18 protein-coding genes and 2 pseudogenes are annotated in these 16724 nt (G+C 63.3%); 11 read left to right on the top strand and 9 right to left on the bottom strand.

All coding sequences use genetic code 11. The annotated features are described in order from the left end of the window. Positions 1-75: 75 nt before the first annotated feature. The 7 genes and pseudogenes from AC56QQ_RS01935 to AC56QQ_RS01905 form a co-directional block, all read right to left on the bottom strand. Positions 76-675, bottom strand: coding sequence for a nucleotidyltransferase family protein (locus AC56QQ_RS01935; RefSeq protein ID WP_497125349.1), 600 nt, complete (start codon positions 673-675; stop codon positions 76-78). Between the two features lie 39 nt (positions 676-714). Then, positions 715-3123, bottom strand: a complete 2409-nt coding sequence (pheT, locus tag AC56QQ_RS01930; protein ID WP_497125348.1) for a phenylalanine--tRNA ligase subunit beta — start codon at positions 3121-3123, stop codon at positions 715-717. Next, positions 3120-3542, bottom strand: coding sequence for a GFA family protein (locus tag AC56QQ_RS01925; RefSeq protein ID WP_489858819.1), 423 nt, complete (start codon positions 3540-3542; stop codon positions 3120-3122). The genes pheT and AC56QQ_RS01925 overlap by 4 nt, the downstream gene beginning before the upstream one ends. After that, positions 3539-4635, bottom strand: a pseudogene (pheS, locus tag AC56QQ_RS01920) (phenylalanine--tRNA ligase subunit alpha). The gene AC56QQ_RS01925 and the pseudogene pheS overlap by 4 nt, the downstream one beginning before the upstream one ends. Positions 4636-4778: 143 nt before the next feature. Then, positions 4779-5180 (bottom strand): 50S ribosomal protein L20, encoded by a 402-nt coding sequence (gene rplT, locus AC56QQ_RS01915; protein ID WP_006201247.1) that lies wholly within the window; start codon positions 5178-5180, stop codon positions 4779-4781. Positions 5181-5273: 93 nt separating this feature from the next. After that, complete coding sequence (gene rpmI / locus AC56QQ_RS01910; protein ID WP_006201248.1) at positions 5274-5477, bottom strand: 50S ribosomal protein L35; 204 nt, start codon at positions 5475-5477, stop codon at positions 5274-5276. Between the two features lie 203 nt (positions 5478-5680). Next, complete coding sequence (locus tag AC56QQ_RS01905) at positions 5681-6307, bottom strand: methyltransferase family protein (RefSeq protein ID WP_489858821.1); 627 nt, start codon at positions 6305-6307, stop codon at positions 5681-5683. Positions 6308-6377: 70 nt separating this feature from the next. Between AC56QQ_RS01905 and AC56QQ_RS01900 the strand changes: the two genes are divergently transcribed. Then, positions 6378-6509 (top strand): hypothetical protein, encoded by a 132-nt coding sequence (locus tag AC56QQ_RS01900; RefSeq protein WP_489858822.1) that lies wholly within the window; start codon positions 6378-6380, stop codon positions 6507-6509. Here the strand turns inward: AC56QQ_RS01900 and infC are convergent. Continuing rightward, complete coding sequence (gene infC, locus AC56QQ_RS01895) at positions 6506-7042, bottom strand: translation initiation factor IF-3 (protein WP_013528312.1); 537 nt, start codon at positions 7040-7042, stop codon at positions 6506-6508. The two genes, AC56QQ_RS01900 and infC, sit on opposite strands and share 4 nt — an antisense overlap. Positions 7043-7262: 220 nt before the next feature. On the opposite strand from infC, the gene AC56QQ_RS01890 reads away from it, so the two are divergent. From AC56QQ_RS01890 to AC56QQ_RS01875, 4 genes are all read left to right on the top strand, one after another. Further along, a complete protein-coding gene (locus AC56QQ_RS01890; RefSeq protein WP_497125347.1) occupies positions 7263-8033 on the top strand; it encodes an alpha/beta hydrolase in 771 nt (256 codons plus the stop codon). Next, on the top strand, positions 8033-9217 hold the full coding sequence (locus AC56QQ_RS01885; protein ID WP_497125346.1) for a benzoate/H(+) symporter BenE family transporter: 1185 nt from the start codon (positions 8033-8035) through the stop codon (positions 9215-9217). The genes AC56QQ_RS01890 and AC56QQ_RS01885 overlap by 1 nt, the downstream gene beginning before the upstream one ends. A gap of 75 nt (positions 9218-9292) precedes the next feature. Continuing rightward, positions 9293-9775: a DUF2852 domain-containing protein gene (locus AC56QQ_RS01880; RefSeq protein ID WP_091584243.1), complete on the top strand. Its 483-nt coding sequence runs from the start codon at positions 9293-9295 to the stop codon at positions 9773-9775. Between the two features lie 100 nt (positions 9776-9875). Next, on the top strand, positions 9876-10634 hold the full coding sequence (locus AC56QQ_RS01875; RefSeq protein WP_091584242.1) for a M48 family metallopeptidase: 759 nt from the start codon (positions 9876-9878) through the stop codon (positions 10632-10634). A gap of 15 nt (positions 10635-10649) precedes the next feature. On the opposite strand, the gene AC56QQ_RS01870 is transcribed toward AC56QQ_RS01875, so the two are convergent. Then, positions 10650-10868 carry a hypothetical protein gene (locus tag AC56QQ_RS01870; RefSeq protein ID WP_489858825.1) on the bottom strand — a complete coding sequence of 73 codons (219 nt, stop codon included), beginning with the start codon at positions 10866-10868 and terminating at the stop codon, positions 10650-10652. A 111-nt stretch (positions 10869-10979) separates the two neighbouring features. Between AC56QQ_RS01870 and AC56QQ_RS01865 the strand changes: the two genes are divergently transcribed. The 6 genes and pseudogenes from AC56QQ_RS01865 to AC56QQ_RS01840 all read left to right on the top strand — a co-directional run bounded on the left by AC56QQ_RS01865 (position 10980) and on the right by AC56QQ_RS01840 (position 16705). Then, positions 10980-11639, top strand: a complete 660-nt coding sequence (locus AC56QQ_RS01865) for a phosphoribosylanthranilate isomerase (RefSeq protein ID WP_497129273.1) — start codon at positions 10980-10982, stop codon at positions 11637-11639. An 88-nt stretch (positions 11640-11727) separates the two neighbouring features. Then, positions 11728-12979 (top strand): annotated as a pseudogene (gene trpB, locus AC56QQ_RS01860) (tryptophan synthase subunit beta). 2 nt (positions 12980-12981) lie between these two features. Continuing rightward, the gene (trpA, locus tag AC56QQ_RS01855) at positions 12982-13821 is read left to right on the top strand and encodes a tryptophan synthase subunit alpha (RefSeq protein ID WP_497125345.1); all 840 of its coding nucleotides are present in this window, start codon (positions 12982-12984) and stop codon (positions 13819-13821) included. A gap of 92 nt (positions 13822-13913) precedes the next feature. Further along, positions 13914-14840 carry an acetyl-CoA carboxylase, carboxyltransferase subunit beta gene (accD, locus tag AC56QQ_RS01850; protein WP_489858827.1) on the top strand — a complete coding sequence of 309 codons (927 nt, stop codon included), beginning with the start codon at positions 13914-13916 and terminating at the stop codon, positions 14838-14840. A 123-nt stretch (positions 14841-14963) separates the two neighbouring features. After that, positions 14964-16289, top strand: coding sequence for a bifunctional folylpolyglutamate synthase/dihydrofolate synthase (locus AC56QQ_RS01845; protein WP_497125344.1), 1326 nt, complete (start codon positions 14964-14966; stop codon positions 16287-16289). After that, positions 16286-16705 (top strand): VOC family protein, encoded by a 420-nt coding sequence (locus tag AC56QQ_RS01840; protein WP_497125343.1) that lies wholly within the window; start codon positions 16286-16288, stop codon positions 16703-16705. The genes AC56QQ_RS01845 and AC56QQ_RS01840 overlap by 4 nt, the downstream gene beginning before the upstream one ends. Positions 16706-16724 lie beyond the last annotated feature (19 nt).

Raw genomic sequence — 16724 nt, 5'->3', positions numbered from 1 at the left:
ATTTGCGTGATCACACAGGGGCGCTTCGGCGCCCCTTTTTATGCGCCGCACGGTGCAGAGGAGATCTTCTGTATGTCACCAAGGCACTACCGTGATCTCCGGCCAATTGGCCTGCGCACGGGCTCCCTTCGCCTCATGCGTCTGCTGATTGTCCATCACCCGGTTCGGCGTGATGCGAAACGAGAAGATATCGTCGAGCCCGAACGGCGCCACCAGCTCAAGCTGCCCGTCATCGTCGTATCGAACGCCCACCGCATGGGTTTTCGAGGCGAAGTAGCGGACGGATTCGCTGGAACTTGAGTAGCGTGGGCAGGATCGTCCGAACTTGATAGGATACCACAGATGCACCCGGGCCTGGTTGCGCACCTCGACTGGTGGCGGGCCGGTGAAGACCGAAGCGGCCCGCGCGATCGCACTGTCCTCGGCCTCATAGGACAGGTCGCTCTCGTCGAAATAGAACAGGTCGACATCCTTGATGCCGTAACCCGACGGCTTCCCCGTCAGATGGTTCCAGACGCTGTTGTAAAGCGCGCCTGACACGATCAGCCAGTCGGGTAAAGCAAGGCTGCGTGCTCGCGCCAGCGCCTCACGGATCAGCGGCTCCTGCGACACGATGTCGAGAAACGCAGCGCGTTGTGCCGCGAACGGCAGGCCCGAATAGCGCAGATGGTCCATCGCCCTTTGGAGGGCGATTCGCCATCTGCCCGCAAGCCTCTAGCCGCGCAGAACGCCACCGGTCTGCTTGCCGACATTCTCGACGATGCGTTTGGCCAGCGCCTCGAAATCCTCGTCGGTCAGCGTCCTCTCGACCGGTTGGATCGACACTTCGATGGCGATCGACTTCTTGCCCTCGCCGAGCGACGCACCTTCGAAAACATCGAAGACCGAAACGGCTGTTATCAGCTTCTTGTCGGCGGCCAATGCGGCGCGCACCAGCGTGCCAGCCTCGACCGACTTGTCGACGACGAAGGCGAAATCACGCTTCACCGCCTGGAAGGCGGACAGCTCCAGCTTCGGCTTGGTTTTCGTCGGCTTGGCTTTCGGCTCGGGCACGGCATCGACGAACACTTCGAAACCGCAGAGCGGCCCGGAGACATCGAGTCCTTCCAGCGTCTTCGGGTGGAACTCGCCGAAGGTGCCGAGCACGGTCTTTGGCCCGAGCTTGATCGTGCCGGAACGACCGGGATGGTACCAGCCCGGTCCACCCGCCTCGATCTGCAGCCGCTCGACCGGCGCGCCGCAGGCTTCGAGCGCCGCGATCGCATCCGCCTTGGCGTCGAACACGCCGACCGGACCGGAATTGCCGGCCCAATTGCGGCCGGAGCCGTCGAGCTTTGCCGTGCCACGCCGAACGCCGGCGGCCACGCGCCGCTGCTGGTCGGCGCCGTCGCCCTCATAGGTGCCGGATACTTCGAACAGCGCCACGTCGCCGATGCCCCTGTCGGCATTGCGCTGTGCGGCGGCGATCAGCCCCGGCAGCAGGGACGGCCGCATGTCGGACATGTCGGCGGCGATCGGGTTGGCAAGCTTCAGCGCGGTCTGGCCGCCACCGAACAGTTCGGCATGCTTGGCCGGGATGAACGACCAGGTGACGGCCTCCATCATGCCGCGCACGGCGAGCGCCCGCTTGGCCGTGCGGGTGCGGACCTGCAGCGTCGTGAGGATCTTTGCATTGACCGCGTCATGCGAACCGAGCGGCTGGGGCAAGATATTGTCGACGCCGTGGATGCGCATTACCTCCTCGACCAGATCGGCCTTGCCGTCGATATCGGGGCGCCAGGACGGCACCGCCACATCGACGACATCGCCCGAGCCCTTGGGCTTGAAGCCGAGGCGCGACAGGATGTCGAGGCTTTCCGCCTTCGTCACCTCGATACCGGTCAGCCGCTTCACTTCCGACAGCGGGAAGGAAACGATCATGGGCTTGTGACCGGCATAGCCGGCCACTTCGATCTCTGTCGGCGTACCGCCGCAGAAATCGAGCACCAGCCTGGTAGCCAGCTCCACGCCGGGGACCATGAATTCGGGGTCGACGCCGCGCTCGAAGCGGTAGCGCGCATCGGTGATAATGCCGAGCGTGCGGCCGGTACGCGCCGTGGCGATCGGGTCCCAAAGCGCCGATTCGATCAGCACGTCTGTGGTGTTCTCGTCGCAGCCGGAATGCTCGCCGCCCATGATGCCGGCGATCGATTCGACGCCGTCGTCATCGGCTATCACGCACATCTCCGGCGTCAGCGTGTATTCGCGGCCGTCGAGCGCCAGCACCTTCTCGCCGTCGCGCGCCCGGCGCACGACGAGATTGCCGGCAACCTTCTTCGCATCGAACACATGCAGCGGGCGGCCCCGATCGAAGGTGACGTAGTTGGTGATGTCGACCAGCGCGCTGATCGGCCGAAGTCCAATTGCGATCAGCCGCTGCTGCAGCCATTTCGGCGACGGGCCGTTCTTGACGCCCTTGACCAGCCTGAGCGCGAAGCCCGGGCAGAGCTCCGGGGCCTCGATCGTCACCTTGACCGGGCACATGCCGCTGCCGGCATGAGGCATGATGGCACCGCCAACGAGGCGGCCAAGCCCGCTCGCCGCCAGATCCCTGGCGATGCCGTAGACGCTGGTGGCATCCGGCCGGTTCGGCGTCAGGTTGATCTCGATCAGGGGATCGTCAAGATGCGCATACGCAGCGAAGCTGGTGCCGACAGGGGCATCGGCCGGCAGGTCGATGATGCCGCTATGCTCGTCGGAAAGCTCCAGCTCGCGCTCGGAGCACATCATGCCATGGCTTTCGACGCCCCTGATCTTGCCGACCGTCAGCGTCACGTCGATGCCGGGCACATAGGTGCCGGGTGCGGCAAAGGCGCCGATCAGCCCGGCGCGGGCATTCGGCGCCCCGCAGACGACCTGGACGGGCGGCTTGCCGTCGCCTGTATCGACGGTGAGCACGCGCAAGCGGTCGGCGTCGGGATGCTGCACCGCCGTCAGCACCTTGGCGATGACGAACGGTTTCAGGCTCGACTTGTCGTCGACATGCTCGACTTCGAGGCCGATCGACGTCAGCCGCTCGACGATCTCGTCGAGCGAGGCGTCGGTCTCGAGATGGTCCTTGAGCCAGGAGAGGGTGAATTTCATGGGACTGTTCCGTCTGGTCTTTTGACGCTTGATTTCAGATGTCTCGGCAAGTCGTCGGACATATGCAGGTAGGGAAGCTGCTCGCTGACATAGGCATGCAGCGTCGGCCTGAAATCGGCCGGCATGTCCATGGCGCCGAGCATGAAGTAGATGTCGTCCTCCAGCCGCTCGTCGACATAGGCGATCGGCGAGCCGCAGACGCCGCAGAACGAGCGCGTCACCGGCCCGTTCTCGTACATCTTCAGCGCTTTGCCGGTGAACGCCACCTGGTCGACCAGGAAGCCGACAAAGGCCGATACCGGCGCGCCGCTGGCCCGCCGGCAATCGCCGCAATGGCAATAGCTGACGTGGTGCGGCTCGGCCGAAGCCTCGAACCGCACGGCGCCGCAGCGGCAGCCACCGGTGTGGGGCGCTGTCATGCGCTCAATCCGCCGAACAAGGTCGGCATGTCGAGCGGCCTGAAACCGTAATGCGACAGCCAGCGGACATCGGCATCGAAGAAGGCACGCAGGTCCGGCATGCCGTATTTCAGCATGGCGATGCGGTCGATGCCCATGCCCCAGGCAAAGCCCTGATATTGGTCCGGGTCCAGCCCGCCATGGCGTAGCACATTGGGATGCACCATGCCGCAGCCGAGGATCTCCATCCAGTCGGAGCCTTCGCCGAAACGCACCTCGCCCGGCCGCGAGCGGTCGCACTGGATGTCGACCTCCAGGCTGGGCTCGGTGAACGGGAAGAAACTGGGCCGGAAGCGCATCTTGACCTGAGGCACCTCGAAGAAGGCCTTGCAGAATTCTTCCAGCACCCACTTCATGTTGGCGACATTCGCCGTCTTGTCGATCACCAGCCCCTCGACCTGATGGAACATCGGCGAGTGGGTGGCGTCCGAATCCTGCCGGTAGGTCTTGCCCGGGATGACGATGCGGATCGGCGGCTTCTGCGTCTCCATGGTGCGGATCTGCACCGGTGAAGTGTGGGTGCGCAACAGCTTGCGCTCGCCCTTCTCGTCCGGCTGGAAGAAGAAGGTGTCGTGCATCTCGCGCGCCGGATGGCCTTCGGGGAAGTTCAGCGCGGTGAAGTTGTAGTGGTCGCTCTCGATGTCCGGCCCCTCGGCGATCGAGAAGCCGAGGTCGCCGAAGATCGCCGCGATCTCGTCGATGACCTGGCTGATCGGATGGATGCGGCCGCGCTCGGCCGGCGACTGCCGCACCGGCAGCGTCACGTCGACCTTTTCGGCGGCAAGGCGGGCTGTGATCGCCACATCCTTCAGCTCGGCCCTGCGCGAGGTGAGTGCCTCGGTGACACGATTCTTGAGGCCGTTGATGGCCGGACCCTTCACCGGCGTTCCTCGGCGGTCATCGCGCCGAGCGTCTTCAGCATTTCGGAAATCGATCCCTTCTTGCCAAGGGCCGAAACCCGCACGGCTTCAATTGCGGCCTCGTCGGCGGCCGACGCGATGTCGGCCAGAAGTGAGTTTTCAAGCGTATCAAGGCCAGTGGTTGCGTCGTTCACGGTCAAACTCGCTACGTTGGAAAGTCAGCCTTAAGGTGAAAGTCACGTTTAAGGTGAATTCAGGCATAAGGAAAAACCCGCGCCAGCCGTGCCAGCGCGGGTTCCCCAAATCAGAATTGCGAATGCTTGGGAAGCGCTGGTCTTTAAGCGACAGCGCTTTCAAAAGCGTTCGGCGTGGTGTTCTTCAGATATTCGAGCGCCACCTTGGCCTTGGCCACGAGTGCGGCGAAAGCCTGCGGCTCATGGATGGCCATGTCTGACAGGATCTTGCGATCGATCTCGATGCCAGCCTTGTTGAGGCCGTCAATGAAGCGACCGTAGGTCAGGCCGTGCTCATGGGTCGCGGCATTGATGCGCTGGATCCACAGCGCGCGGAACGAGCGCTTGCGGTTCTTGCGGTCGCGATAGGCGTACTGCAGCGACTTTTCCACCGCCTGCTTGGCGATGCGGATGGTGTTCTTGCGGCGGCCGTAGAAGCCTTTCGCGGCTTTCAGGACCTTCTTGTGCTTGGCGTGCGAGGTGACGCCTCTCTTTACGCGTGCCATGTCATGATCTCCTTAAAAGCAATTCCAGGAAAAGTGCTCAGCGGTTTTCCGTTCGGAATTGCGTAAAACTAATGCGTGTCCGGACCGAATGCCCTAGAGGCCGTTCGGCAGAAAATTCTTGATGACCTTCTTGCCATCCGGTTCAGCCAGAACCATCGTGCCGCGGGCATTTCGAATGAACTTGTTGGAACGCTTGATCATGCCGTGACGCTTGCCGGCCGCAGCCGACAGGACTTTACCCGTACCTGTGATCTTGAACCGCTTTTTGGCGGCGGACTTGGTCTTCATCTTGGGCATTTTGCTACTCCGTATCGTGGGCGCACTATCGCGCTTTTGTTCGCTTCAGGCCGACCAAAGCCCGAAAAGCAAATGAAACCGCCACGGCATGCCCTGCCGGGCGGTTTTTCAGAACCGCGGTGCTATACGTCAAAGCAGGCGGCTGTGCAACACCCCCTGCGCCGCGCGTTCCCGGAACGTCGGGATGCGACGCTTGGTCCCCGTCAGGGTAGCGTGAACCAGACCGGCAGCATGCCCGACTGCTGGGCGCCGTCGATCAGTTCGAAAGCCGGCAGCGCGACAAGGAACACCAACCCGTCGAGCAGCGTGGTCAACAGCAGGCGCGGCTTGAAGCTGCCGGTATCGCCCTCCTGGTAGAGCGAAAGCTTCGGGAAGAAGCGCGGCACCTTCGCCAGATAGGCCTGGTATGGAGCGCCGAGCGCTTCCGTGAGGAATTTCTCTTCGCGCAGGATGACGATATGGAAGGCGCCCGCGCACAGGACAGCAAACAGAATGATGCCGGAGAACGAGCCAATCTGCGCGCCGACGCCGGCCGCGGCCACTGTCGAGAACACGTAGAGCGGGTTGCGGGTGATCGAGTAGGGGCCACCAGTCACCACCTCGGAAGACTTGCGTCCGCCTATGTAGAGCGTCGCCCAAAGGCGCCCGACAATGCCGAGGAAAATCAGCAGCACGCCGAACATCTCGATCGACTCGTGCACCGGCGTATCGGGCGGGAAGGTCGACTGGCCGAACAGCAGCGCCAAGAACAGCACCACCACGAGCACGGCAAGCACCAGCCTGCGCATCTGCTGGTAGTTGCCCAGCCCGTACTTGAGTTCATTGTCCAAGGGAGGAATCCGATCGTCGAAGAGCCTGATGCATGTCGCCTGAAAGTGGCCCCGGTTTTGGGAGGACGACATGCATGAAAACAGAACCGGCGATCGCAGCTTTGGCCAAGAAACAGGCGTCCCGCCGATCGCCGGGACGCCCTGTAGCACAATTCAGGCGGATTTGGAGCGCGATGACGAGCCTGACGTCATCGTGATCTAGCGAGGCGACAGCACCATCATCATCTGGCGGCCTTCAAGCTTCGGTTCCGCCTCGACCTTGGCGATGGTCGCAACTTCCTCGCGCACCTTGTTCAGAAGTTGCATGCCGAGTTCCATGTGCGCCATCTCGCGGCCACGGAAACGCAGCGTCAGCTTGACCTTGTCGCCTTCCTCGAAGAAGCGGCGAACCGCCTTCATCTTGGTCTCGTAGTCATGGCTGTCGATGTTCGGGCGCATCTTGATCTCCTTGATCTCGATGACCTTCTGGTTCTTGCGCGCCTCGGCCGCCTTCTTCTGGTTGGCGTATTTCAACTTGCCGAGATCGAGGATCTTTACGACGGGGGGCACCGCATTGGGCGATATCTCGACCAGATCGAGCCCGGCCTCTTCGGCGAGCAGCAATGCGTCGTTGATGGAAACATCACCGCGGTTCTGGCCTTCGGCGTCGATCAGCTGGACCCGGGGAACCCGGATATCACGGTTTGAGCGCGGGCCATCCTTGGTCGGCGCCGCTGCTTTGAAAGGTCTGCGAATGGTCGTGGTCTCCTTGGCCGTTTCGTTCAGGGTTTGCAGGTCTTGATGCGTGAACGCGCCAATGTGGTGAGCGCGCGGGCGGAGTCAATAGCACAGCATTGACAGGAAATCACCTGATCGCTGACCTGCACCAAACAAAGAAGGATCGCGAGCACTTTTCGCCACGCCACTGGCTGTGCCACAAGACCCTGTGCCAAAAGACCGGCGTGAGGAAAAAGCCATGACTGCCACGCCCCCTGTCTTTCTGGACGTCGATGGATCGAGCATCGCGGTGCGCCACACGGCTGGCATGACGCCCGGCATCGTCTGGCTCGGCGGCTACAAGTCGGACATGCTGGGCACGAAGGCCGAAACGCTGTCGGACTGGGCGGCAAGAGAAGGCCGCGCCTTCCTGCGACATGACTATTCCGGCCATGGCGAATCTGGCGGCGCCTTTGCCGATGGGACGATTTCAAAATGGCTTTCGCAAAGCCTTGCCGTTTTCCGGCACTTCACCAGGGGCAAGCAGATCCTGGTCGGCTCATCGATGGGGGCCTGGATCGCGCTGCGCATGGTGCAGGAACTGCGCAAGGCAGGCGACAGCAACGTCGCCGGCCTGGTGCTGCTGGCGCCGGCGCCGGATTTTACCGTCGAGCTGGTCGAACCGGTGTTGACCGAGGCGCAGAAGCGCGATCTCGCCGCAAGAGGCTTCTTCGAGGAGCCGTCGGACTATTCCAGCGAGCCTTACATCTACACACGCGCGCTGATCGAGGACGGGCGCGACAACCGGGTCATGGCAGGCCCTATCGACACGCATTGCCCGGTACACATCTTGCAGGGACTGGCCGATGCGGACGTGCCGGCAAGCCACGCGCTGAAGCTGGTCAGTCTGTTGCCCGCGGACGATGTGACATTGTCGCTGATCCCCGACGGTGATCATCGGCTGTCGCGGCCGCAGGATCTCGACATGCTTGTACGGACCGTCGACGCGATGGCGCGGAGGGAGAACTGATGCGCGTTTCCATTCCGGTATCCGCCTTTGTCGCGGCAATCGTCGGCTTTGGCGGCACGCTGGCCATCGTCATCGCCGCCGCCAAGGCGGTCGGCGCGACGCAGATCGAGACAGCGAGTTGGGTGACGGCGATCTGTCTGGCGATGGCGATCGAGTGCCTGTGGCTATCCTGGCGCACGAAGATGCCGGTCATCACCGCCTGGTCGACGCCGGGTCTGGCGCTGATCGCCGCGTCGAGCGGTTTCTCGATGGGCGAGGCCGTCGGCGCCTTCATCGTCACCGGCATCCTCCTGATTGCCACCGGCCTGTTCGGACCGCTGACACGGCTGATCGCCAGGATACCGCCGTCGGTGGCATCGGGCATGCTGGCCGGCATCCTCGTCAGTTTCGCCATCAACGCGGTCAAAGCCATCCCCGCCGATCCCTGGCTGATCCTGCCGCTGATCGCAGCCTTCTTCGTCATCAGGCTGTTCAATCCGGCGGTGTCGGTGCTGGTGGTGCTGATCGGCGGCGGCCTCGCCGCTTTCCTGACAGGCCGCGTCGGTGGCTTGCCGACACCGGAAGTGTCGACGCTGACACTGATCACACCGCAGTTCAGCGCCGCCGCGATCATCGGCCTGGCGCTGCCGCTCTACCTCGTCACCATGGCTTCGCAGAACCTTTCCGGGCTCGCCGTGCTGCGCGCCGCCGGCTATCACCCGGAGCCCGGCCCGCTGATCGGCGTCACCGGCCTGTTTTCGCTGCTGTCGGCGCCGTTTGGCGGCTCGACCACCAACCTGGCCGCGATTTCGGCCGCGATCTGCACCGGGCCGGACGTCCATCCCGATCCCGCCGAACGCTGGAAGACGGGCCCGTTCTATGCGCTCGCCTACATCATCTTTGCCATATTCGGTGCTTCATTGGTGGCGATCTTCGCCGTCCTGCCGCAAAGCCTGATCGTGCTGGTGGCGGGTCTGGCGCTGATGGCGCCGCTTGCCAACGCCCTGTCGATCGCCCTGAAGGACGAAGGCGAACGCATGTCCGCCACCGTCACCTTTGCCGTCACCGCGTCGGGACTGACGCTGTTCGGCGTCGGCGCCGCATTCTGGGGGCTGGTCGCGGGCCTGGCCGTTCTTTTCCTCGAAGCATTCAAAAAGCGACAATCATTTCAGCCTCTTGTCCGGTTTTGGCGGACATTGTCTTGAATCGCCGTTTTCTTCTTCCCATTTCGATTCCACGCAGCCGGGTTTGGCTGTCTCCAACCGAAGGAATGGGAGAAAATGAACACATCCGCATTGATCCGTCCGGCCTGGACGCCGGCAACCATCGCGTTGATGGTGATCGGCTTCATGGTGTTCTGGCCACTCGGCTTCGCCATGCTCGCCTACATCATCTGGGGCGACCGCCTCGATGGCTTCAAGCGTGACGTCAACCGGGCGACCGACGGCATCTTCGCCGGCTGCCGCCGCGGTTCCGACAAGGCCGCTCGCTGGGGTCACGGCTCCGCCCGCACCGGCAACGTCGCTTTCGACGACTGGCGCGAAAAGGAACTTGAGCGCCTGAATGAAGAGCGCCGCAAGCTCGACGAGATGCTGACCCAGTTCGACGAGTACGCCCGCGAACTGCGCCGCGCCAAGGACCAGGACGAGTTCGACCGCTTCATGGCGAACCGCAACAAGGCGACGGCGCCGACGAAGACCGACCCGAGCACCGGGACGACGGCCAGCAAGCGTGGCAAGGGCTCGAACCTGCTTGACGACTAAGGCCAGGCGACAGGCCAGATCGTGAAAAAACGGCGTCGCGCGAGCGGCGCCGTTTCTTTTTTGTTCTATTCGTTTTCCTCGAATCGCGTATCGTCCGGCCATGTCTTTCGGCTTCTTCCGCAACCTGACAAAACCCAAGCCCGCGCCTGTCCAAGAGCGCGAGCATGTCGTTGCCGGCCGGTCATTGCCGCTCAAGATTGTCGAGAACGATCGCGCCCGACGGCTGACACTGCGCATCGATTCCGGTGGCCGTGGCCTGCGCATCACAGTGCCGCCGGGCCTGCGCCGGGGCGAGGTGGAAAAATTCCTCGACCGCCATCAGGAGTGGCTGGAACAGCGGCTGGCCAAGGTGCCCAACCGGCCGCAGGTGCGGCCCGGCATCAAGGTCCCTGTGCGCGGCGTGCCGCACCGCATCGTCCATGAGCCCTCGAAACGTGGCACCGTCACCGTCTCGCGCGACGAGCGCGGTCCGCTGCTGATCGTGCATGGCGAGCGCGTGCACCTGCCGCGCCGCATCGCCGATTTCCTCAAGCGCGAAGCCAAGCGCGAGATCGAGGCGCTGGTGGTCAAGCACACGCAGGCGCTCGGCAAGCGCGCCAAGGCGATCCGCTTCAAGGACACCTCAAGCCGCTGGGGCTCCTGCACCTCGGACGGCAATCTGTCCTTCTCCTGGCGCATCATGATGGCGCCGGCGCCGGTCATAAATTACCTCGTCGCGCATGAGGTGGCCCATCTCAAGGAGATGAACCACGGCCCGAAGTTCTGGAAATTGTGCGAACAGCTTTGCCCGGACACCGAGCGCTGCAAGGCCTGGCTGAAGCGCAATGGCGGCGCCTTGCAAGCGATCGCGTTCGAGTAGGTGACGGGCGACGATTCAATCGTCGTTGGCGGCGTTGAGGTCCTCGGGCCGCAGGCCCTCGTCGTCATGACGCGGCCATGGCAGGAATTTGCTGTCGAAGGCATCGCTACCGAAATAGTCGAGCGCCCGATGCGCCTCGGTGCCGTTGAAGGAGGCCTTGTCCACCAGATGGGCGATAACCTCGCGTGCCTGGGCGATTTTCTGCCTGAGTTCGGCAACCGTTCTGTCCGCCATGATTCTGCTCCCGCCTTGCGTCCTGTCCATGAATAGGTAGCGCCTTTGGCCGCCCCAGCAAACAGCATGCTTTTTCTCGACTCTTATCGCTTTTCGTGCCAATCCCGCGCCATGGCGCTTGACATCAAGATCTGCGGCTTGAAGACCGACAAGGCATTGGCCGCGGCAGTGGCCGGCGGCGCCAGCCATGTCGGCTTCATTTTCTTTGCCAAAAGCCCGCGCTACGTCGAGCCGGCCGAGGCTGGCCGTCTGCGCGAGGCGGCGCGCGGCAAGGCAATCGCGGTTGCTGTCAGCGTTGATGCAAGCGACGCCTTCCTTGATGAGATCGTCGAAAAGATGCAACCCGACATGCTGCAGCTGCATGGTTCGGAAACGCCCGAGCGCGTGGCCGAGGTCAAGGCCCGCCACGGCCTGCCCGTGATGAAGGCGCTGCCCCTCAGCGAGGCTGCCGATCTGGAGCGGATAAAGCCGTTCATCGGCGTTGCCGACCGGTTCCTGTTCGACGCCAAGCCGCCGAAGGGCTCGGAACTGCCGGGGGGCAACGGCGTCGCCTTCGACTGGCGCATTCTCGCCGGCCTTGACGCCGGCGTCAATTACATGCTTTCCGGTGGGCTCAACGCCGCCAACATCGGCGATGCCCTTCGGCTTGCCAACCCGCCCGGAATAGACATTTCTTCAGGCGTGGAAAGCGCGCCAGGCGTCAAGGATCCGGCGCTGATCGAACAGTTCTTCCGGGCCGTCAGGGCAGCACGCGACAATCGCGCCGCCTGACCGGCTCAAACCAGAGCATGTCCCGGAAAAATGGGAACCGGTTTTCCGACAAGGACAGGCTCGCAAGTCAAGATGCAGGAGATCGGCAATGGACAAGCCGGCGACACCCAATTCCTTCCGCACCGGACCCGACGAACAGGGCATGTTCGGCATTTTTGGCGGTCGTTTCGTTGCCGAAACGCTAATGCCGCTGATCCTCGATCTCGAGCGGAACTGGAACGAGGTCAAGAACGATCCGGATTTCAGGGCTGAACTCACGGATCTTTCGACCCACTACGCCGGACGGCCGTCGAAGCTCTATTTCGCGGAGGGGCTGACCAGACATCTTCGTGAGGTTTCTTCGGCGAAGGGCCTCGGGGGCGGCGCCAAGGTCTATTTCAAGCGCGAAGACCTGAACCACACCGGCTCGCACAAGATCAACAACTGCCTTGGCCAGATCCTGCTGGCCAAGCGCATGGGCAAGAAGCGCATCATCGCCGAGACGGGTGCTGGCCAGCATGGCGTGGCGTCCGCCACCGTCGCCGCCCGCTTCGGCTTTCCCTGCGTCGTCTACATGGGCGCCACCGACGTCGCCCGTCAGAGTCCCAACGTCTTCCGCATGAAGCTGCTGGGCGCCGAAGTGCGGCCGGTGACCGCCGGCCACGGCACGCTGAAGGACGCCATGAACGAGGCGCTGCGCGACTGGGTGACGAATGTCGAGGATACCTATTATCTGATCGGCACCGCCGCCGGCCCGCACCCCTATCCGGAGCTGGTGCGCGACTTCCAGTCGGTGATCGGTTCGGAGGCACGCGCGCAGATCCTCGAACAGGAAGGCCGGTTGCCGGACACCATCATCGCCTGTGTCGGCGGCGGCTCGAACGCCATCGGCATGTTCCATCCCTTCCTCGACGACAAGGAGGTTCGCATCATCGGCATCGAAGCCGGTGGCCGTGGCCTCGACGGCATCGAGCACTGCGCCTCGATGAATGCCGGAAAGCCCGGCGTGCTGCACGGCAACCGCACCTATCTCCTGCAGAATTCCGACGGCCAGATCATGGACGGCCATTCGATCTCGGCCGGCCTGGATTACCCCGGTGTCGGCCCGGAGCATTCCTCGGCTGCGCGACAGCGGCCGCGTCGAATATGTCCCGATCCTCGACGACGAGGCGCTGGAAGCCTTCAAGCTGACGACGCGTGTCGAAGGCATCATTCCGGCGCTGGAATCGGCGCACGCCATCGCGCATGCGGTGAAGATCGTGCCGGCCATGGACAAGGACCAGATCGTCATCGTCAACCTGTCCGGCCGCGGCGACAAGGACGTGCATACGGTTGCCAGCATGCTGGGCATGGAGATCTGATCATGGCCACTCGTATCGACCGCCGCATGGCGAAGCTGAAGACCGAGGGCCGCCCGGCGCTCGTCACCTATTTCATGGGCGGCGACCCGGACTACGACACCTCGCTGTCGATCATGAAGGCATTGCCGGCGGCGGGTGCCGACATCATCGAGCTCGGCATGCCGTTCTCCGATCCGATGGCCGACGGCCCAGCGATCCAGGCGGCGGGCTTGAGGGCGCTCAAAGGCGGCCAGACGCTGGTCAAGACGCTGAAGATGGCGTCGGAATTCCGCGTCGGCGACAATGAGACGCCGATTGTGCTGATGGGCTACTACAACCCGATCTATATCTACGGCGTCGACCGTTTCCTCAAGGACGCGATCGCCAGCGGCATTGACGGGCTGATCGTCGTCGACCTGCCGCCGGAGATGGACGAGGAATTGTGCATTCCGGCACTGAAGGCCGGCATCAATTTCATCCGGCTGGCGACGCCGACCACCGACGACAAGCGTCTGCCCAAGGTGCTCCAGAACACATCCGGCTTCGTTTATTATGTCTCGATGACCGGCATCACCGGCTCAGCGCTGGCCGACACCGGCAAGGTGGCGGCGGCGGTGAAGCGCATCAAGGGCCATACCGACCTGCCAGTCTGCGTCGGTTTCGGCGTCAAGACCGCCGAGCAGGCGCACGTGATCGGCGCCAATGCCGATGGCGTCGTCGTCGGCACCGCGATCGTCAATGCGGTCGCCAATGTGCTGGGGCCGAAGGGCGAGAAGACCGCCGACCCCGCCGAAGCCGTCGCCACGCTGGTCAGCGGCCTTGCGCAGGGCGTGCGCTCGGCCCGCCTTGCTGCCGCCGAATAGTTTTCCTACCTCAGGTCTTGTCGTTTTCCCAAAACCGGTTCCCACTTTTGGGCGACATGCACTAACTCTTCGTCAGGACAGGAGCCGAAGCGATGAACTGGATCACCAATTACGTTCGCCCGAAGATCAATTCGATGCTCGGCCGGCGCACCGACATGCCCGAGAATCTCTGGATCAAGGATCCGGAGACCGGCGAAATGGTGTTCCACAAGGATCTGGAGTCGAACCAGTTCGTCATTCCGTCCTCCGGCCATCACATGAAGATCTCGGCGAAAGAGCGGCTGAAATTCTTCTTCGACGGCGGCAAGTACGAGACCCTGGACAATCCCAAGGTCATGCAGGACCCGTTGAAGTTCCGTGACGAGAAACGCTATGTCGACCGGCTGAAGGACGCCAAGGCCAAGACCGGCCTGGAAGATGCGATCATCAACGCGCTGGGAACCGTCGAAGGCCTGCCGGTTGTGGTCACGGTGCAGGACTTCGCCTTCATGGGTGGCTCGCTCGGCATGGCTGCTGGTGACGCCATCGTTCATGGTTTCGAAGTCGCCCTGCAGCGCAAGCGGCCGCTGATCCTGTTCGCCGCTTCCGGCGGCGCCCGCATGCAGGAAGGTATCCTGTCGCTGATGCAATTGCCCCGCACCACGGTCGGCGTCGACCGGCTGAAGGAAGCCGGCCTTCCCTACATCGTCGTGCTGACCAACCCGACCACCGGTGGCGTCACCGCTTCCTACGCCATGCTGGGCGACGTGCACATCGCCGAACCCGGCGCACTGATCGGGTTCGCCGGACCGCGCGTCATCGAACAGACCATCCGGGAAAAGCTGCCGGATGGCTTCCAGCGCGCCGAGTACCTGATGGAGCACGGCATGGTCGACATGGTTGTGTCGCGGCTGGAGCTGCGCGAAACGATCGCACGCTTGCTGAAGATGCTGCTCAAGCTGCCGGAAGAGCAAAAACCGCTGGAGCCGGAAATCCTGCCGCCGGCAGTGGTCCCCATGGAACCCCGCCCGCAGGCCTGAAGCGACATGGTCCGCCGCGAACCGCGATTGCGCCAGGGTCGTGGTGCGCTGTAGCTTTTTCGAATTGCCATGGTCCTTTCCGAAACGATTCCGGTTTTCGGGGCCATGCGCTAGGATTCCCATATGACGACGCTTGCCGCCGACCGCGAAATCGAAGCCCTGATGGCGCTTCATCCGAAGGGCTTCGACCTTTCGCTCGACCGCATTTCCAGGCTGCTGGAACGGCTCGGCAACCCGCAGGACCTGCTGCCGCCGGTGATCCACATCGCCGGCACCAACGGCAAGGGCTCCTGCGCGGCGTTTTCGCGCGCACTGCTCGAAGCGGCGGACTGCCGCGTCCATGTGCACACCTCGCCGCATCTGGTGAACTGGCACGAGCGCTACCGGCTGGCCGCCGATGGCGGCGGCAGGCTGGTTGACGACAAGGTTTTCGCCGATGCCATCGCCCGCGTCGCCAGGGCCAATGAGGGTGAGACGATCACCGTCTTCGAAATTCTCACCGCCGTCACCTTCCTGCTGTTTTCCGAGCATCAGGCCGATGCGGCCATCATCGAGGTGGGGCTGGGCGGCCGCTTCGACGCCACCAATGTCATCAAGGAACCAGCCGTATCGGTGATCATGCCGGTGTCGCTCGACCACGAGGCCTATCTCGGCGACCGTGTCGAACTGATCGCCGCCGAAAAGGCCGGCATCATCAAGCGCGGCTGCCCGGTCGTCATCGGCGCGCAGGAAAGCGAGACGGCGCTGCAGGTGCTGATCGAAACCGCCGAGCGGCTTGAGTGTCCGACCTTCGTCTACGGCCAGGATTTCCTCGCCTTCGAGGAAAACGGCCGCATGGTCTACCAGGACGAGGACGGCTTGATGGACCTGCCGCCGCCCAGGCTGCCCGGGCGCCACCAGTTCGCCAATGCCGCCGCGGCGATCGCGGCGGTGAAGGCGGCCGGCTTCGAGATCAGCCATCGCGCCGCCGAAAAAGCGATGATCAATGTCGCCTGGCCCGGCCGCATGCAGAAGCTGGTGCAGGGTCGGCTGGCCGAACTGGCGCCAAAGGGCGCCGACATCTGGCTCGACGGCGGCCACAATCCGGGCGCCGGCGTGGTCGTTGCCGAAGCGCTGGCTGAGCAGGAAGAAAAGAATCCGCGTCCGCTTTTCCTGATCTCGGGCATGATCAACACCAAGGACCAGAGCGGTTATTTCCGCGCCTTCAAGGGTCTGGCCCGGCATGTCTACACGGTGCCGGTGAGCGCGAGCGACGCCGGCGTGCCAAACGACGAACTGGCGGTCCGCGCCACGGAAGCCGGGCTGACGGCCGAACCGGTGAGTTCCGTCGCCAACGCACTGATGCTGCTGCGCGATACCTGGGACGGTCCACCGCCGCGCATCCTGATCGGCGGGTCGCTTTATCTGGCCGGGGCGGTGCTGGCTGAAAACGGCACGCCGCCGACATGATCAAGGTAAAGCAACTCGCTCACGTTTGCATCTTCGCGAATGACCTCGACGTGACGCGAAGCTTCTATCGCGACGTCCTCGGCATGGACACCCAATTCAATTTCCTGCGCGACGGCAAGATTTTCGGGTTCTACCTCAATTGCGGCGGTCGCAGCCACATCGAGGTGTTCCAGAAGGACGGAGCCCGCTACAGCGACCTGAACCAGATCAACCATCTCTGCCTCGAGGTGGAAGACATCGACGCGGCAATCGCCCACATCAGGTCGAAGGGAATAGACGTCACGCCGAGGAAACTCGCCTGCGACGATACCTACCAGGCCTGGCTTCGCGACCCCAACGACGTGAAGATAGAGCTGTTCAAGTATACCGAACAAAGTGCGCAATTCGTCGGCGGCGATCGTATCGCCGATTGGTAATCGCGCCTGCCGGCCCTGA

The organism is Mesorhizobium sp. RCAM 05099 (assembly GCF_059683685.1).
The sequence above is the reverse complement of the archived record's forward strand: the minus strand, read 5'-3'. Positions and strand labels throughout refer to the sequence as shown.

Bases quoted from the DNA above. Each gene is read 5' to 3' on its own strand.
- AC56QQ_RS01935 (WP_497125349.1), bottom strand. From the start codon at position 675: ATGGACCATCTGCGCTATTCGGGCCTGCCGTTCGCGGCACAACGCGCT.
- pheT (WP_497125348.1), bottom strand. From the start codon at position 3,123: ATGAAATTCACCCTCTCCTGGCTCAAGGACCATCTCGAGACCGACGCC.
- AC56QQ_RS01925 (WP_489858819.1), bottom strand. From the start codon at position 3,542: ATGACAGCGCCCCACACCGGTGGCTGCCGCTGCGGCGCCGTGCGGTTC.
- rplT (WP_006201247.1), bottom strand. From the start codon at position 5,180: ATGGCACGCGTAAAGAGAGGCGTCACCTCGCACGCCAAGCACAAGAAG.
- rpmI (WP_006201248.1), bottom strand. From the start codon at position 5,477: ATGCCCAAGATGAAGACCAAGTCCGCCGCCAAAAAGCGGTTCAAGATC.
- AC56QQ_RS01900 (WP_489858822.1), top strand. From the start codon at position 6,378: ATGCATGAAAACAGAACCGGCGATCGCAGCTTTGGCCAAGAAACAGGC.
- AC56QQ_RS01890 (WP_497125347.1), top strand. From the start codon at position 7,263: ATGACTGCCACGCCCCCTGTCTTTCTGGACGTCGATGGATCGAGCATC.
- AC56QQ_RS01885 (WP_497125346.1), top strand. From the start codon at position 8,033: ATGCGCGTTTCCATTCCGGTATCCGCCTTTGTCGCGGCAATCGTCGGC.
- AC56QQ_RS01880 (WP_091584243.1), top strand. From the start codon at position 9,293: ATGAACACATCCGCATTGATCCGTCCGGCCTGGACGCCGGCAACCATC.
- AC56QQ_RS01875 (WP_091584242.1), top strand. From the start codon at position 9,876: ATGTCTTTCGGCTTCTTCCGCAACCTGACAAAACCCAAGCCCGCGCCT.
- AC56QQ_RS01870 (WP_489858825.1), bottom strand. From the start codon at position 10,868: ATGGCGGACAGAACGGTTGCCGAACTCAGGCAGAAAATCGCCCAGGCA.
- AC56QQ_RS01865 (WP_497129273.1), top strand. From the start codon at position 10,980: ATGGCGCTTGACATCAAGATCTGCGGCTTGAAGACCGACAAGGCATTG.
- trpA (WP_497125345.1), top strand. From the start codon at position 12,982: ATGGCCACTCGTATCGACCGCCGCATGGCGAAGCTGAAGACCGAGGGC.
- accD (WP_489858827.1), top strand. From the start codon at position 13,914: ATGAACTGGATCACCAATTACGTTCGCCCGAAGATCAATTCGATGCTC.
- AC56QQ_RS01845 (WP_497125344.1), top strand. From the start codon at position 14,964: ATGACGACGCTTGCCGCCGACCGCGAAATCGAAGCCCTGATGGCGCTT.
- AC56QQ_RS01840 (WP_497125343.1), top strand. From the start codon at position 16,286: ATGATCAAGGTAAAGCAACTCGCTCACGTTTGCATCTTCGCGAATGAC.